Source organism: Lactobacillus sp. CBA3605 (assembly GCF_002970915.1).
Classification (GTDB): domain Bacteria; phylum Bacillota; class Bacilli; order Lactobacillales; family Lactobacillaceae; genus Lactiplantibacillus.
In genome coordinates, this window is the sequence record NZ_CP027190.1 from 2,415,000 (window position 1) to 2,429,627 (window position 14,628).

A 14,628-nucleotide genomic window follows, 5' to 3' on the forward strand; every position below is an offset into this window, starting at 1 on the left:
AAAATGACGCAATTAATTGGTTTAACAGGTGGCATTGCAAGCGGTAAGTCGACGGTATCGGCAATGCTCGCAACTGCCGGCCTGCCGATTGTTGATGCTGATAAGTTAGCCTGGCAAGTTGAAGGCCCAGGGATGCCGACGACCGAAAAAATCGTGGCGCACTTCGGCCCGCAGGCGCTACAACCGGATGGTCAGCTCAATCGGTCTTGGCTAGGCCAGCTGGTCTTTAGTGATACCCAAGCCATGGCTGCGTTGACGGCAATCACGCAATTACCGATTCAATATGCTATTTTAGAAAAAATTGTGTCACTGGGCCAAGTGACCCCTGCACCGCCAGCCATTATTTTAGATATTCCGTTATTGTTTGAAAACGGCTGGGAACAGTTATGTGATCAAGTGATGGTCGTTACTGCGGCTGATGCAGTGATTTTACAACGGTTAATGGCGCGTAATCACTTGACGGTGGCGGCAGCGAAAGCACGTATGGCGAGTCAATTACCCTTGGCTGCAAAAGTTAAACAGGCGGATATTGTGATTGATAATGGGGAAAACATTGATAAAACAAGAACTAGCGTGTTAAAATGGCTGGAAACTATAAAAACTAACTGAAACTTAAACAATGATTAGCAAAGATGAGGTGAGAAGTCTATGCAATGTCCACATTGTCATCATAATGGCTCCCGCGTAGTTGATAGCCGGCCTACCGATGATGGTCGGGTGATTCGGCGACGGCGTGAATGTGAAAACTGTGGGTTTCGTTTTACGACGTTTGAACGCGTTGAAGCGACCCCATTACTAGTTATTAAAAAGAATGGGGCGCGGGAAGAATTTAATCGCGAGAAAGTATTGCGCGGTATTATTCGATCGGCCGAAAAACGTCCCGTTAGCATGGAGACGATGACTAGCGTGGTTGATGATGTTGAAAACCAAGTTCGATCACTCGGCGAGAATGAAATCTCTAGCCAAGTGATTGGGGAATACGTCATGGAAAAGCTGGCAGATATTGATGAAATTTCGTATATTCGTTTTGCCAGCGTCTATCGACAATTTAAAGACATGCACGTCTTCTTAAACGAACTACAAGATATGATGGAACGCGATAAAGTAAAATTGGCGAAGCGAACACCTAAAAATGGGGATGCGCCGAAGCCCAAAAAAGATTAAGTTATGAAGATTGGTGAACAACATGCCTAAAGATGATCCAAACTTAACGCCGAAAGCGGGCTTAGTTGTCCCACCGACATTAGCGTTAAGTGCCACGGAGCAGGCCGTTTTGGCTGAGCTCTATTTACCACTGATTGGTCCGCTGGCTTATAGTCTGTATGCGGCTTTACGGCCGCTACAGCGCTCAACCAGTGACTTAAGTAATCGCCGCAGTCACGCTGAATTATTGGGCATGCTAAACGTTGATTTGCCCACGGTTTTAGCAGCTCGGCGTAAGTTGGAAGCCACAGGATTACTCCATAGTTACTATCAAAAAGATGAACTTGGGGAAGTCTATATTTATGAGTTGAAGGCTCCTATGCCGGTGACGCAATTCTTTGAAGATGATCTTCTCAGTGTTTTATTGTTAGATGCCGTCGGTGAATTGCGGTATCAACAATTAGCGACCGCATTTACTCCGGCAGCGGTGGATTTGACGCAAGCTACGGAGGTCACTGCGAATTTATTAGATGTCTTTCATATTGACAGTCAAAAAGTGACGCATGTGCCTAATGAGATTAAAGCGGTGCGCCAGCAGTTACCAGAACCAGCAACCACAAAAGTGACGCCTGATTTAACTGATGAAGCATTCGATTGGCAAGTTTTAGGCCAAATTTTGAAACAAAACTATGTTGATCTAAAACAGGTCGCCAGTTCGCGTCAACTGATTATGACGGAAAGTCGTGTTTACGGGATTAGTGAAGTTGAAATGGCTAAGTTGATTAGCGAAGTCGCGAGTCTAACAACGGGCCGATTTGATGAAAGTCAGTTGAAGCTTTTAATTGCCCGCCGCTACGAACGCCCGACGGCCCCCACTGAACAGCATGTGGCTGTGGCAGCTGCAGCAAGCACCCCGGCAACTGCTAAAACCCAGCTATCAACGGCTGAACAACAACTGGTGGCACTAGCGAAACAACAATCACCGTATGATTTTTTAGCCGATTTGAAGAACGCCAAGCATGGCTTTGTAACTAATGGTGAAACACGGCTGGTCCATGATTTGGTTAATCGAGGCGTGTTACCAAATGCGGTCATTAATATGGTGATCTATTATTTATTACAAAATCGTGAATTAGCGGCTTTAAACCGGAACTTATTAGAGACTGTTGCTAATGATTGGCAACAACATGACGTGATGACTCCAGAAGCGGCCTTGGCTTACTTGCAACAACGGCAACAGCCAAAGTCAACGACGCGACGGAATAATCAACGGCATAGTCGGCCAACTCGGAAAGAAATTGTGCCGAAATGGGCGCAAAAAACAACGGGAACCAAGTCTGCAACGAGCAGCGGTAATCAGTTAACAACTGCACAGCGCAAACAATTGGCAGAACGGGTCGCGAAATTAGATCCTAATTCAGATGAGGAGGACTAACACATGGAGAATATTTCTGAGGGCTTAAAAACCTTGATGAATAAGCGCCACCTAAATCAACAATACCAGGAACTCATGACGACGGTTTATCAGGATCCCGATGTTCGTCAGTTTTTAGCAGCTCATCAGGACGACTTATCTAGTGACGCCATGGAGCGAAGTGCTACGAAGCTCTATGAGTTTTGTCAAGAAAAGCAAAAAGTAGCGCGGCACGAACCAACCCAAGCACCAGGTTATCAACCAGAATTAGTGATGAGTAATCATTTGATTGATATTGCTTATCAACCAACACCACAATTTCAAGAAGCCCAGGCGGAACGTGAATTAAAACACCGGGTCCGTTCGATTAGTATGCCTAAAAATATTCAGTCAGCTGATTTAAAGGCCTATGATCAAGATGGCGACCGGGCAACAGCCTTGATGTCGGCGTTAGACTTTATTGATGCGTATACGCAAGCGCCTAAACGGTTCCATCGTGGGTTATATTTGTACGGGTCCTTTGGGGTTGGCAAGACATTCTTACTTGGGGCAATGGCTAATAATCTAGCGACTCGTGGCTTTCAAACGACACTCATTCATTTTCCAAGCTTTGCAGTGGAAATGAAACGGTCAATTAGTAATAATACGTCAGGCGACAAAGTTGATGCGATTAAGCGGGCCCCAATCTTAATGATTGATGATATTGGCGCGGATGCTTCATCAACTTGGATTCGTGATGATGTGCTCGGGGTTATCTTGGAATATCGGATGCAAGAAGAGTTACCAACGTGTTTTTCATCTAACTTTTCTATGCAAGAATTACAAGATGGTTACTTAACTGTTTCACAAAAAGGCGATGAGGAACCGATTAAAGCCCAGCGGATTATGCAACGGATTCGGTTCTTAACCACTGAAATCGAAATGATCGGTCAAAATCGTCGGTTGGATTCAACGAATTAAGATTGACTTTTAACCTAAAAGTGGTTTAATAAAAACAGATGCAAAAGACATGCTCAACCAATCATTGGTGACAGAGACCGGAACCTAAGCTGGAAGTTCCGGACCGGATTGGTTGAGATACCACTTTTGTGAACATGCTCAAACGAGCCGGAACGCTTCCGTTATTAGCGCTAATGAGTCAGTGGCTTTAAGTCACTGAAAAATCGGGTGGAACCACGTCAATCACGTCCCTGATACTAGTTAATGCTGGTATCAGGGACTTTTTTGTCGTCCCGGCGCGGTGTGTTTTGGTGAATGAGTAAATTTTGAAGGAGTGTGTCAATTTATGGCAAGTATTAAGGTTAAGTTTCCAGATGGCGCTGAAAAGCAATTTGATGCTGGCGTTAGCACCGAAGATATCGCAAAATCTATCAGTCCCTCATTGGCTAAACGGTCAGTAGCAGGGAAGTTCAATGATCAAGTGATTGATTATCGACAACCCCTCACAACGGATGGTAGCATCGAAATTATTGCAGCCGATAGTGATGAAGGTTTAGCTGTTTTACGTCAAACTGCGGCGCAAGTATTAGCTAATGCAGTCCATCAATTATTCCCAAAAGTTAATTTTGGGAGTGGCGCTGGTAATGCGAATGGATTCTTCTTTGACACAGATAATGCTGATGGTAAACAAGTGAGTGAAGATGACCTTGAAGCGATTAGTATTAAGATGCAAGCTATCATCAAAAAAGATTTACCAATCGTTCGTGAAGTTCTGTCAAAGGACGCAGCCTTAGACTTAGTTGGCGATAATCCTTACCAACAAGATTTAGTTAATGAACAAGCTGCTGAAAATGACGGTCAAGTCGTTGTTTACAAGCAAGGTGACTTTGTTGATTTATCAACTGGAGCACAGTTGGCTTCAACGGGTAAGGTTAAAATCTTTAAGTTATTATCTGTTGCCGGAGCATATTGGCAAGGTAAGTCCAGCAATCCAATGTTACAACGGATTTACGGGACGGCTTTCTTAAAGCAAAAAGCTTTAGATGAAGATCTTAAACGGCGGCAAGAAGCGCGTGAACGTGATCACCGGGTTATTGGGAATGATTTAGATTTATTCTTCGTTGATCCTAAGGTCGGTAACGGTCTTCCTTACTGGATGCCAAATGGGGCCACGATTCGTCGTCAAATCGAACGTTACATTATCGACAAAGAAGTCGCTAATGGGTACCAACATGTTTACACGCCAGTTTTAGCTAACTTGGATGTTTACAAGCAATCTGGCCATTGGGATCATTATCGTGAAGACATGTTCCCACCAATGGATATGGGCGATGGCGAACAATTGGAATTACGGCCAATGAACTGCCCGTCACATATTCAAGTTTACAATCACCATATTCGCTCATATCGTGAATTACCATTGCGGATTGCTGAACTTGGTATGATGCACCGTTACGAAAAATCCGGGGCTTTAACTGGGTTGTCACGGGTACGTGAAATGACATTAAATGATGGTCATACATTCGTGGCGTTGGATCAAATTGAAGAAGAATTCAAGAATATCTTACGTTTAATGGTGCAAGTTTATGATGACTTTGACATTTCTGATTATCGTTTCCGTTTAAGCTATCGTGATCCTGAAAACAAGGCAAAATACTTTGATGACGATGCCATGTGGGAACGCAGCCAAAAGATGTTGAAGTCAGCTATGGATGACATGGGCTTAGACTACTTCGAAGCAGAAGGTGAAGCAGCCTTTTACGGTCCTAAGTTGGATGTGCAAACTAAGACGGCCTTGGGTGGCGAAGAAACATTATCAACCATTCAATTGGACTTCTTGTTGCCTGAACGCTTTGATTTGAAGTATGTCGGTGCCGATGGTGAAGAACATCGACCAGTCATGATTCATCGGGGCTTAGTTTCAACGATGGAACGCTTTGTCGCTTACTTAACTGAAATTTACAAAGGCGCTTTTCCAACCTGGTTAGCACCAAAGCAAGTTAACATTATTCCAGTTAACAATGGTGCCCATGGTGCTTATGCTGAAACCGTTCGGCGTCGTTTAGCCGCAGTTGGCATCCGAGTTAACATTGATGACCGTAACGAAAAGATGGGGTATAAGATTCGTGAGTCACAAACGAAGAAAGTCCCATACTTGCTTGTTGTCGGTGATCAAGAAGTTGCCAATGGCAGTGTTTCAGTCCGGAAATATGGTGAAGAGAAGACCGAATCTGAAGGTATCGATATGTTTATCGGGGCCATCAGTCAAGAAGTTAAGAACTACAGTCGTGGCGCTAGCAAATAAATAGTTGACTTACGATTTTGGTTCTGCTATAGTATTGTAGTTGAGAAAAAAAGCAGAAGCACCCGCTTCTCGCCTAGATAACCAGAGTTATCGGGCAGACGAACGATGAATTGATTCCCATTAACGGGGTTGAGCGGGCGTGTTATGCGCCTGCTCTTTTTTGTGGATTTCTCGAAATTTTACGGAGGTGAATTACCATAGCTAAAGATTCAATGGTTAATGACGGCATCCGTGCTCGTGAAGTACGTTTGATTGCCAGTGATGGTGAACAATTAGGTGTCCAGTCACGACAAGAAGCAATGAAGATTGCTGAAGAGGCAAGCTTAGATCTTGTACTAGTTGCACCGAAAGCGAAACCACCTGTGGCCAGAATTATGGATTATGGGAAGTATCGTTTCGAGCAACAAAAGAAGCAACGGGAAGCCCGTAAGAAACAAAAGGTTGTTAGCATTAAAGAAGTTCGCTTGAGCCCAGTAATTGACACCAATGACTTTAACACAAAGCTGAAACATGCTGAAAAGTTCTTGTCAAAAGGTGACAAAGTTCGGGTTTCCATTCGATTTAAAGGTCGGGCCATTACCCATAAGGATATTGGTCGTCAAGTTTTAAACCGGATGATTGAAGCAACTAAAGAATATTCGTCGGTTGAAGCCTATCCTAAGATGGACGGCCGGAGCATGTTCTTAGTGCTAGCACCAAAAACTGATAAGTAATTTCTAGGAGGATTATTGATTATGCCAAAACAAAAGACAAACCGCGCTGCTGCCAAGCGTTTCAAGGTAACTGCAAAAGGTAACATTAAGAGCGCCAACGCTTTCACAAGTCATCGTTTCCATGGTAAGACTAAGAAACAACGTCGCCAATTACGTGGTACGGCTGTGATCGAAAAGCCAATGGTCAAAACATATCACAAGTTATTACAAAAATAATTAACACGTTTTAGTTAAATCTAGGAGGAAATAAGATGGCTCGAGTAAAAGGTGGAACAGTTACACGCAAACGTCGTAAACGAATTTTAAAATTAGCTAAAGGTTACCGTGGTGCTAAGCATATCCAATTTAAGGTTGCTAAGGACCAAGTAATGAAGTCATACCAATACGCTTTCCGTGATCGTAAGAAGCGTAAAAGTGACTTCCGTCGTCTTTGGATTGCCCGGATCAATGCGGCAGCCCGGATTAACGACATCAGCTATAGCAAATTAATGCACGGTTTGAAGCTTGCTAACATCGACATGAACCGTAAGATGTTGGCTGACTTAGCTATTAACGATGCGGATGCTTTCAAAGCATTGGTTGAAGAAGCTAAAAAGGCCTTGGCCGCTTAATTAAAAATCCGTCACTAATGAGTTAGTATCGGTGGACCGGTGATGATACCATTTGGGTATCGTTACCGGTTTTTTTGTGTCGATTTTTGGTTATTTGTCTTGTTTTGCGATGCCTTTTAGGAAATTAATTTTTTTGGCGATTAGTTTGGTGACCATGATTGTAAATCCGATCATTGGTTTTATTATTCAAAAGTTCGGAACCGTTCACATGTTGGTGCTAATTTCAATAATTACAATAGTATCAGTGATTTTAGCTTACTATTTAATTGTAAGAACAAAGAAAATTCAAGCATGAAAAGGGCGTAAAATGTTGGTTATTTTAGCATGCTTGATGACCTAATTTTAAAAAAATAAGTTGCAAATGCAACTAAAAAGTCTATAATAGCTTTATAATTAAGTATCAGGGAGGGTTGAAATGGAAAGTAGGGTATTACGCGATATTGGAACAATAGCACGTGCGCTTGATTCTATTAGTAATGTTGAGTTTAAGGCTATTTCATTGGAAAAAGGGCAGTATTTATATTTAAGCCGTATTTATGAAAATCCTGGAATTACACAAAAAGAGCTGTCCCAACTCCTTTGTGTTGATAAGACAACGACAAGTCGAGCGATTATGAGGTTAATAGAAAAAGAAATTATCATCAAAACGGATGATCCAACCAACCAAAAAAACAAGTTACTTTGGGCGAGTAAGCAAGGAAAGCTGTTATACCAAAATTTAGAAAAAGAGCGTTTATATTCAACAAAAGTTGCCTTAGCGGGATTGAATTCGGATGAAATTAAAGCGATTGAACAGGCACTTTCAGTCGTCACGCACAACATTGTAGAAAATTGGCAATTTGTGAAGCAAGGAAATAAACGTCATTATTAAGGAGTTAAATTCATGGCTATCGAAATGAGACCAGTCACAGTGGACGATGTTGCAGACTTACAACAGGTTAGCATCGAGACATTTTCAGAAACCTTTGGCACGGAAAATTCAAAAGAAGATTTGGAAAAATATTTAAAGTCAGCTTATAATAAACAAAAGCTGATGGCTAAAATCGACAATCCTAACACTGATTTTCAATTAATCTTTTATAAAGATGATGTAGCAGGCTATCTTAAGTTGAATGAGAATTCGGCCCAGACAGAACTTAAAGTTAAAAATGCACTCGAAGTGGAGCGTATCTATATTAGAAAGCCATTTCATCGACTAGGACTGGGCGGACAGTTGATTGACTATGCCTATCAACAAGCCGTGAAAAAGCATAAACAGGCTATTTGGTTAGGTGTATGGGAACATAATATAGGCGCAATTGCTTTTTATGAAAAACAAGGATTTAGTGCCTTTAGTGAGCATGTCTTTAATTTAGGCAATGATCAGCAACGTGATATTTTGATGAAAAAAGAACTTGGGGAATAATATATCTCGTGGTAAAGCTGGTTACTGCTATCGATAGGATAGTTAAAAAGTCCCGCTCCTAATTGAGTGAAACCAATTAGGAGCGGGACTTTAAAGTAAATAAGTTAACTTTAATAATTTGAAAATAATGCTGAAACAATGGCACCAAATACGAAGATATAAAGTGCAACGAGTACAATCCAAATAATAAATTGAACTAAGCCGGCCCGATTCCAAGTGGATTGAACGGCTTTAAAGGTTTCAACATCAGTATACTGTCCTTTTTGCCAAGCCCAACCGTTACCTTTGAAACCGACGACGAAAACCCAAACAATGTTAAAAATTGGAATTAACGTCAAAAGTGGTAAATAAGTGCGATTCCCAATTCCCCAAATAAAACTAAACATAAAAGCGCCCCAATTCCAGCCTTTCACTTCTGCTGGAACCTGTGTGCCGTTTTCTTCCATAATCTATTCCCCCAAAACAAGTCAGCTTTTAATGACATCAGAATCTGGTCAGGCAACTGAATAAATATTATATTAATTATTATATCGAAAGCTAACTATTTTTAATAGGGGGTAATTCGGTGTTTTTTACGGTTAACCTAATCTTTATCGTATGGAAGGGCTTACGAATAATTCAACCGACACCTTTGATGATCGACTAGTTCATTTTGATCCACGCGCTAAATAATTAATATTAATTGATATGTTTACGAACTGGACTGACCCAGGTCCCACTGCCGTAGCCCATAACAGTTTTAATCGCTGGAATTAGGGTTGTGACTAGGGCCAGGGAATTAACCTGCCAATAGACGAGCATGTAGAGCGGCATGAAGATAAGATATTTGAGCTTGCGACCACCGTCATCGACGATTAACGCTGACACGAGTTGTAATAACCCGGCAAACATTTCGAAGGTAACAAAGATGAAAGCCATACAGAACATGTGATAAACGCGTTCATAATTACCAGTGAAGACAAAGGTAACAAGTGAAAGAACAAACATAATTGTTGAAATAAAGAAAAACAACGACCAAATAATACTTAATGTCTGGTCAGTAATAAAGGCCATTTGTTTCAAGAATCGCAAGGGATGCCTCATCACACGACCAAAATTAGTTAACAAGACTTCCGTCCCACCCTTGGCCCAACGTTTTCGTTGATGATAGAGTGCTTTTAATGATTCTGGCACGTTCATGTAAAATAAAATATCAGGTGAAAAGACAGTTGTCCAACCGTTTAGCTGGTGATCCCATGCGATACTGATGTCCTCAGTGGCACGGTCTTGACGGAATAAGCCAACATCAATGAGGGCGTCGCGACGATACATGGTATTGGCCCCACTATAGGCATACATATTCCCAAGGGCACTAACTTGGCTGCGTTTGATGACGCCAACGATACTAGAAAATTCGACCGTTTGGGACTTAGCAATGAGTTTACTCCGATTTTGCACATCCATGTTAGCAGTTACGGCTGCGACATTGGTGTGTTCTTGGCCCACAAAATAATTCATGTATTTCCATAAGGCATCGGGTTCCGGAATAGAGTCAGCATCATTGCTGAGAATGAACTCGCCTTTAGCAAAAGCAACGCCAACATTGAAGGCATGCGCTTTACCCTGATTTTTTTCAATCGTAATTACCCTTAAATTCGCATATTTCTTTTGCAATTCGATCAGTATTTCAGGGGTTTTATCGGTTGAGCCATCATCGGTGACGAGGACTTCATAATTCGTATAAGTAAGATTGTTCATTAAGTAATCAATAGTTTGAGCAATCATGACTTCTTCGTTATGAGCCGGAATCATGATGGTGATGAAGGGTTGATCTTTAGGTGTGAGATAAAAGAATTCAGTATGCCGATGCCGGTAGACGGTTTGGTAACAAATAACGCCCATGAACCAAGCGAAGGCGCCTAAAATCGGATAGGAAACAAGTAGCAGGAGCACAAAGTTCCAAATGCTTTCAAATGGTTTCAGCGTTGAAAGAATCTCCATAGCTAGTCCTCCTCTTTATAAAGTTTATGGATTTCGTTAATTTCCAAGTTTTGTTCCGGTTTAACGTGATAATTGCGGACCGTTTCACGGTAATGCCGATCAGCAAAACGGGTGGTATAAAAAGTTTCGAGTTGCTGTTTGCGTGCTTGCAACTGGGCGTCATCATATTGAATCTTCTTTTCGACGTGTTGTTTGACGCGGTGATTATTATGAACAGTAGAAATAATAACGATAATGGCTAAAATAATAAACGCAATAATAAAAAAACGGTCAAAAAAGTAAAATAGGGTACGGCCTTCCTCATAACGCCAAGCATGTAAAAAGCGGTGATTATTGATGAGTAGCGTAGATGAAATAGTCCAGTAAACGGGAACGGCGACGCAAATCCAGAAAATAATGACCATGATAGTTTGCCAGATTTTGGTCAAAAAATGACCGCTGCCAAAATAACTGTCGGTCACGTAGGTCTGCATAACATCTTTTTTCTCCATTGATTTTCCTCCTATATAAAAGCATATTTATTTTCACAGCTTAAATATACGCTTTCAGTAAATAAATAAAAACCAAACATTTGGAGATGAGTTAGTCTACGACTGGTAATGGTGAGTGACAATTAAAGTCGGGTCCTCACTTGGCGTTGATATAACAGCTTGATTAATAAAAGTTGCACTTTCTTTGAAAAGCCTCTATTATGAAAAGATAACTGAATTTATCAACTGTCTGATGCTTAGTCTGGTCAATGACCGGCTATTAAAAGGTTGCGGGAGTATGATAAAATGAACAGGTGGGGTCTGGCGACTAATCAGGCCTGCGCATAGACTATGTGAGAAGCGAAGGGGAAAATGATGATTAAGCAATTTAAGCCAACTTGGATGATACCGGCAATTTATAATATAACGCCAGCTCAGCTGCGTGATAAGGGGATCAAAGCAGTCTTTACTGATCTTGATAATACCCTGATTGCTTGGGATAATCCGGATGGTACCCCGGAACTAAAAAAATGGTTGCATGCGCTTCAAGATGCTGGTATTCCATTAGTTGTCGTTTCCAATAATTCGGAAGCCCGGATTGCTAAAGCTGTGTCAGCATTGGAGCTCCCATTTGTTTCGCGGGCCTTGAAGCCGCTACCAATCGGCATTCAAAAAGCACGCCGACAACTCGGGTTACGCCGTACTGAAGTTATTATGGTTGGTGATCAATATATCACCGATATGTGGGCGTCTCATGTGGCCGGCGTTGCCAGTGTCTTGGTACAACCAATTGTCAAGACCGACGCATGGAACACACGTATTAATCGATTCTTTGAACGATTTATTAAAGCTCGGTTAGCCCATCGTTATCCAGAATTGCATTTTCAGGAGGAACTTAAATAGTGAGTGAATCAACTCAAGTAACATCAGCAGAAACGCTATACTGTATTGGCTGTGGGGCCGCCATTCAAACGACGAACGCCCAAGCGGCTGGTTATACCCCAGCTTCAGCTTTGAATAAAGCCTTAGAAAGTGATACCAAAGATCTATATTGTCAACGTTGTTTCCGATTACGGCATTATAACGAAATCGTACCCGTTGATTTGAGCGATGATGATTTTCGGCACCTGCTAGCAACAATTCGGGAAGCCGACGCTTTAGTTGTCTATGTCGTTGATATTTTTGATCTTAATGGGAGCATCATTCCTGGGTTGCAACGCTTTGTTGGAAATAATCCAGTCTTGTTGGTCGGGAACAAAGAAGACGTCTTACCACGTCAATTACGGCGGACAAAACTTCGAGAATGGATGAAACAACAAGTTCGGTCCCAAGGGATTAAACCCGTCGATGTCGCATTGACTAGTGCGAAAAAGGGCCATTCGATTGATGAGTTATTAGCGCTAATTGAAAAATATCGTCGCGGTCGTGATGTTTATGTTGTTGGGGTGACTAATGTTGGTAAGTCGACATTAATTAACCGAATTATTGCAAATAACACTGGCCTGAAGGATTTGATAACGACGTCAAGATTCCCCGGAACCACGTTGGATAAGATCGAAATCCCACTAGATGATGGTCATAAGATGGTCGACACGCCAGGAATTATTCATCCAGAACAAATGGCACACGTTTTGAGTGGTGACGACTTGAAATTAGTCTCACCACAGAAAGAAATTCGGCCCAAGGCTTATCAATTAGGCAATGGTCAGACGTTATTTTTAGGTGGCGTGGCCCGGTTAGACATTGTGGATACGGCTAAACCAGCTGGTATCGTGTATGCGGATAATAATTTAACGTTACACCGAACGCGGACGGAAAATGCCGAAAACTTTTATACGAAACATGTTGGTGAATTGATTACGCCACCAACCGGTGACGCAATCAAAGATTTTCCACCATTGGTGCGGCATGAATTTAAGACCACAGAAATTAGTGATGTGGTTTTTGAAGGTCTAGGTTGGGTGACGGTACCAGCCGGGACCCGATTAGCTGGCTGGGCACCTAAAGGGGTCGATGTTTTGACCCGACCAGCGATGATTAATAGGAAATAGGAGAACTTAATGGAAAACTTAAAAGGTAAACAAAAACGTTATTTGCGGAGTGCGGCACATCACATGCGGCCGTTATTCGCAGTTGGTAAAAATGGACTGACTGATGAATGGTTAACGCAATTGACAGGGGCGCTGGACAAACGCGAACTGATCAAAGTTAACATTTTACAAAATTCAGAGGTGACAACAGCTGAAGTTAAGGCGGCTGTAGAAGCAAAAACACCGATTACGGTTGTCCAAACGATTGGCCGGGTTTTGGTGTTGTATATGCCAGCGAGTAATGCCGATTTACGGCATTATTCGTTGAAAGTTGACAAGCTTTAAGGAGGAATCTTGGGTGAAAACGGTTAGTCAAACGGCGACCAAAGTTTTGGCCGAAACGGTGACCGATATTCAACGGCGACGGGTTGGTATTTTAGGTGGGACGTTCAATCCACCACATCTCGGTCACTTAATTATGGCCCAGCAGGTGGGCGATCAATTAGGTTTGGATGAAGTCCGCTTTATGCCAGATGCGCAACCGCCACATGTTGATGAAAAGACCACGATTGCAGCGAAAGATCGTGCTAATATGGTGCAACAAGCCATCGTTGGTAATCCGTTATTCAAGTTAGAAACTGCCGAACTAAAGCGTGGTGGCAAAAGCTACACGTATGATACAATTAAGGCTTTAAAGGCCCAACACCCAGAAGTGCAATATTACTTTATTATTGGTGGGGATATGGTGGCGTATTTGCATACTTGGTATCACATTGATGATTTAGTAAAATTAGTCACTTTTGTTGGAATCAAGCGGGCTAATTATCCAACCACGAGTCAATATCCGGTCATCTGGGTAGATGCCCCTTTAGTGGCGATTAGTTCAACGCAGATTCGCCAAAAAGTTAGTCGGGGGCACACTGTCCGGTACTTAGTACCTGATGCTGTTGCCGACTATATTAAGGAGCATCACTTATATGAGCAAAATAATTGAGTATCAGGCTAATTTGGTGCCCTATACGCACGCTGAATTGATGGCGAAGGTCGCGGCACAGTTGACTGACAGTCGTTACCAGCATTGCTTGCGTGTCGAACAAACCGCACGTGAGTTAGCGCAAGCTAATGGTGTTGAACCAGAATTAGCGGCGATTGCCGGCTTATTGCATGATTACGCAAAACAACGGTCAGCGGAAACATTCATCAAAATTATTAAAACGCGCGGCTTGAATCCGGCCTTGTTGGCTTATGGCAACGGGGTCTGGCATGGGGTGGTAGGTGCCGAATTAATTAAACAAGAGTTACACATCTATAATGAAGATATTTTAGATGCGATTCGCTTGCATACGGTTGGGGCACCTTATATGTCCACTTTAGCGCAAATCGTGTTTATGGCTGATTTTATTGAACCTCAGCGCGATTTCCCAGGCGTTGACGATGCACGGCAACTGACTAAGAAATCACTTGCAGCCGGGGTCCGTTATCAGATTCAGCATACTTTGAATTATCTAGTCACTAAGGGTGCACCGGTATATCCCGCCACGCTGGCAACGTATAATGCGTGGGTCGGTGGTGTCGGCACGGTACCTAAAAATTAAGTTTATATTTAAAGGGAGAATTA

At 42.3% G+C, this 14,628-nt stretch carries 18 protein-coding genes and 1 other annotated feature; of the genes, 15 read left to right on the top strand and 3 right to left on the bottom strand.

Going from position 1 to position 14,628, the window contains the following annotated elements; genetic code table 11:
* Positions 1 to 3: 3 nt before the first annotated feature.
* The 10 genes from coaE (at position 4) to C5Z25_RS11745 (ending at position 8,530) form a co-directional block, all read left to right on the top strand.
* Entirely contained in the window at positions 4 to 609 is a 606-nt protein-coding gene (coaE, locus tag C5Z25_RS11700; protein ID WP_105452734.1) for a dephospho-CoA kinase, read from the top strand.
* A gap of 39 nt (positions 610 to 648) precedes the next feature.
* Entirely contained in the window at positions 649 to 1,164 is a 516-nt protein-coding gene (gene nrdR, locus C5Z25_RS11705; protein ID WP_105452735.1) for a transcriptional regulator NrdR, read from the top strand.
* A gap of 22 nt (positions 1,165 to 1,186) precedes the next feature.
* Positions 1,187 to 2,578, top strand: a complete 1,392-nt coding sequence (locus C5Z25_RS11710; protein WP_199774915.1) for a replication initiation and membrane attachment family protein — start codon at positions 1,187 to 1,189, stop codon at positions 2,576 to 2,578.
* Between the two features lie 3 nt (positions 2,579 to 2,581).
* Complete coding sequence (gene dnaI, locus C5Z25_RS11715) at positions 2,582 to 3,517, top strand: primosomal protein DnaI (protein ID WP_105452737.1); 936 nt, start codon at positions 2,582 to 2,584, stop codon at positions 3,515 to 3,517.
* Between the two features lie 325 nt (positions 3,518 to 3,842).
* Positions 3,843 to 5,801 carry a threonine--tRNA ligase gene (gene thrS, locus C5Z25_RS11720; protein ID WP_105452738.1) on the top strand — a complete coding sequence of 653 codons (1,959 nt, stop codon included), beginning with the start codon at positions 3,843 to 3,845 and terminating at the stop codon, positions 5,799 to 5,801.
* Between the two features lie 44 nt (positions 5,802 to 5,845).
* Positions 5,846 to 5,969, top strand: a sequence feature (ribosomal protein L20 leader region).
* Positions 5,970 to 6,013: 44 nt separating this feature from the next.
* Positions 6,014 to 6,514, top strand: a complete 501-nt coding sequence (gene infC, locus C5Z25_RS11725; RefSeq protein ID WP_199774916.1) for a translation initiation factor IF-3 — start codon at positions 6,014 to 6,016, stop codon at positions 6,512 to 6,514.
* A 21-nt stretch (positions 6,515 to 6,535) separates the two neighbouring features.
* The gene (rpmI, locus tag C5Z25_RS11730; RefSeq protein ID WP_024623797.1) at positions 6,536 to 6,730 is read left to right on the top strand and encodes a 50S ribosomal protein L35; all 195 of its coding nucleotides are present in this window, start codon (positions 6,536 to 6,538) and stop codon (positions 6,728 to 6,730) included.
* A 35-nt stretch (positions 6,731 to 6,765) separates the two neighbouring features.
* Positions 6,766 to 7,125, top strand: a complete 360-nt coding sequence (gene rplT, locus C5Z25_RS11735; protein WP_105448262.1) for a 50S ribosomal protein L20 — start codon at positions 6,766 to 6,768, stop codon at positions 7,123 to 7,125.
* Positions 7,126 to 7,540: 415 nt separating this feature from the next.
* Positions 7,541 to 7,996 (top strand): MarR family winged helix-turn-helix transcriptional regulator, encoded by a 456-nt coding sequence (locus C5Z25_RS11740; protein WP_105452739.1) that lies wholly within the window; start codon positions 7,541 to 7,543, stop codon positions 7,994 to 7,996.
* A 12-nt stretch (positions 7,997 to 8,008) separates the two neighbouring features.
* Positions 8,009 to 8,530, top strand: a complete 522-nt coding sequence (locus C5Z25_RS11745; protein WP_105452740.1) for a GNAT family N-acetyltransferase — start codon at positions 8,009 to 8,011, stop codon at positions 8,528 to 8,530.
* Positions 8,531 to 8,640: 110 nt separating this feature from the next.
* Here the strand turns inward: C5Z25_RS11745 and C5Z25_RS11750 are convergent, their stop codons facing one another.
* The 3 genes from C5Z25_RS11750 to C5Z25_RS11760 all read right to left on the bottom strand — a co-directional run bounded on the left by C5Z25_RS11750 (position 8,641) and on the right by C5Z25_RS11760 (position 11,001).
* Entirely contained in the window at positions 8,641 to 8,976 is a 336-nt protein-coding gene (locus C5Z25_RS11750; RefSeq protein WP_105452741.1) for a ribonuclease G, read from the bottom strand.
* Positions 8,977 to 9,208: 232 nt separating this feature from the next.
* Positions 9,209 to 10,510 carry a glycosyltransferase family 2 protein gene (locus C5Z25_RS11755; RefSeq protein WP_105452742.1) on the bottom strand — a complete coding sequence of 434 codons (1,302 nt, stop codon included), beginning with the start codon at positions 10,508 to 10,510 and terminating at the stop codon, positions 9,209 to 9,211.
* Between the two features lie 2 nt (positions 10,511 to 10,512).
* A complete protein-coding gene (locus tag C5Z25_RS11760; protein WP_105452743.1) occupies positions 10,513 to 11,001 on the bottom strand; it encodes a hypothetical protein in 489 nt (162 codons plus the stop codon).
* 354 nt (positions 11,002 to 11,355) lie between these two features.
* Between C5Z25_RS11760 and C5Z25_RS11765 the strand changes: the two genes are divergently transcribed.
* Genes C5Z25_RS11765 through yqeK form a run of 5 tightly spaced genes read left to right on the top strand, consistent with a single transcriptional unit; the run spans position 11,356 to position 14,605 of the window.
* Positions 11,356 to 11,883, top strand: coding sequence for a YqeG family HAD IIIA-type phosphatase (locus C5Z25_RS11765; RefSeq protein ID WP_105452744.1), 528 nt, complete (start codon positions 11,356 to 11,358; stop codon positions 11,881 to 11,883).
* Positions 11,883 to 13,031: a ribosome biogenesis GTPase YqeH gene (gene yqeH, locus C5Z25_RS11770; RefSeq protein WP_105452745.1), complete on the top strand. Its 1,149-nt coding sequence runs from the start codon at positions 11,883 to 11,885 to the stop codon at positions 13,029 to 13,031. The genes C5Z25_RS11765 and yqeH overlap by 1 nt, the downstream gene beginning before the upstream one ends.
* Positions 13,032 to 13,040: 9 nt before the next feature.
* Positions 13,041 to 13,355, top strand: coding sequence for a ribosome assembly RNA-binding protein YhbY (gene yhbY / locus C5Z25_RS11775; protein WP_105452746.1), 315 nt, complete (start codon positions 13,041 to 13,043; stop codon positions 13,353 to 13,355).
* Between the two features lie 13 nt (positions 13,356 to 13,368).
* On the top strand, positions 13,369 to 14,004 hold the full coding sequence (locus tag C5Z25_RS11780) for a nicotinate-nucleotide adenylyltransferase (RefSeq protein ID WP_105452747.1): 636 nt from the start codon (positions 13,369 to 13,371) through the stop codon (positions 14,002 to 14,004).
* Positions 13,988 to 14,605 (top strand): bis(5'-nucleosyl)-tetraphosphatase (symmetrical) YqeK, encoded by a 618-nt coding sequence (gene yqeK, locus C5Z25_RS11785; RefSeq protein WP_105452748.1) that lies wholly within the window; start codon positions 13,988 to 13,990, stop codon positions 14,603 to 14,605. Before C5Z25_RS11780 ends, yqeK begins: the two co-directional genes overlap by 17 nt.
* The last annotated feature ends 23 nt before the right edge of the window (positions 14,606 to 14,628 follow it).

What these genes read in the sequence shown, in the direction of transcription:
- infC (WP_199774916.1), top strand. Translation starts at nt 6,014, where the DNA reads ATGGTTAATGACGGCATCCGTGCTCGTGAAGTACGTTTGATTGCCAGT.
- C5Z25_RS11765 (WP_105452744.1), top strand. Translation starts at nt 11,356, where the DNA reads ATGATTAAGCAATTTAAGCCAACTTGGATGATACCGGCAATTTATAAT.
- dnaI (WP_105452737.1), top strand. Translation starts at nt 2,582, where the DNA reads ATGGAGAATATTTCTGAGGGCTTAAAAACCTTGATGAATAAGCGCCAC.
- rpmI (WP_024623797.1), top strand. Translation starts at nt 6,536, where the DNA reads ATGCCAAAACAAAAGACAAACCGCGCTGCTGCCAAGCGTTTCAAGGTA.
- thrS (WP_105452738.1), top strand. Translation starts at nt 3,843, where the DNA reads ATGGCAAGTATTAAGGTTAAGTTTCCAGATGGCGCTGAAAAGCAATTT.
- C5Z25_RS11740 (WP_105452739.1), top strand. Translation starts at nt 7,541, where the DNA reads ATGGAAAGTAGGGTATTACGCGATATTGGAACAATAGCACGTGCGCTT.
- C5Z25_RS11750 (WP_105452741.1), bottom strand. Translation starts at nt 8,976, where the DNA reads ATGGAAGAAAACGGCACACAGGTTCCAGCAGAAGTGAAAGGCTGGAAT.
- coaE (WP_105452734.1), top strand. Translation starts at nt 4, where the DNA reads ATGACGCAATTAATTGGTTTAACAGGTGGCATTGCAAGCGGTAAGTCG.
- C5Z25_RS11755 (WP_105452742.1), bottom strand. Translation starts at nt 10,510, where the DNA reads ATGGAGATTCTTTCAACGCTGAAACCATTTGAAAGCATTTGGAACTTT.
- yhbY (WP_105452746.1), top strand. Translation starts at nt 13,041, where the DNA reads ATGGAAAACTTAAAAGGTAAACAAAAACGTTATTTGCGGAGTGCGGCA.
- yqeK (WP_105452748.1), top strand. Translation starts at nt 13,988, where the DNA reads ATGAGCAAAATAATTGAGTATCAGGCTAATTTGGTGCCCTATACGCAC.
- C5Z25_RS11745 (WP_105452740.1), top strand. Translation starts at nt 8,009, where the DNA reads ATGGCTATCGAAATGAGACCAGTCACAGTGGACGATGTTGCAGACTTA.
- rplT (WP_105448262.1), top strand. Translation starts at nt 6,766, where the DNA reads ATGGCTCGAGTAAAAGGTGGAACAGTTACACGCAAACGTCGTAAACGA.
- C5Z25_RS11710 (WP_199774915.1), top strand. Translation starts at nt 1,187, where the DNA reads ATGCCTAAAGATGATCCAAACTTAACGCCGAAAGCGGGCTTAGTTGTC.
- nrdR (WP_105452735.1), top strand. Translation starts at nt 649, where the DNA reads ATGCAATGTCCACATTGTCATCATAATGGCTCCCGCGTAGTTGATAGC.
- C5Z25_RS11760 (WP_105452743.1), bottom strand. Translation starts at nt 11,001, where the DNA reads ATGGAGAAAAAAGATGTTATGCAGACCTACGTGACCGACAGTTATTTT.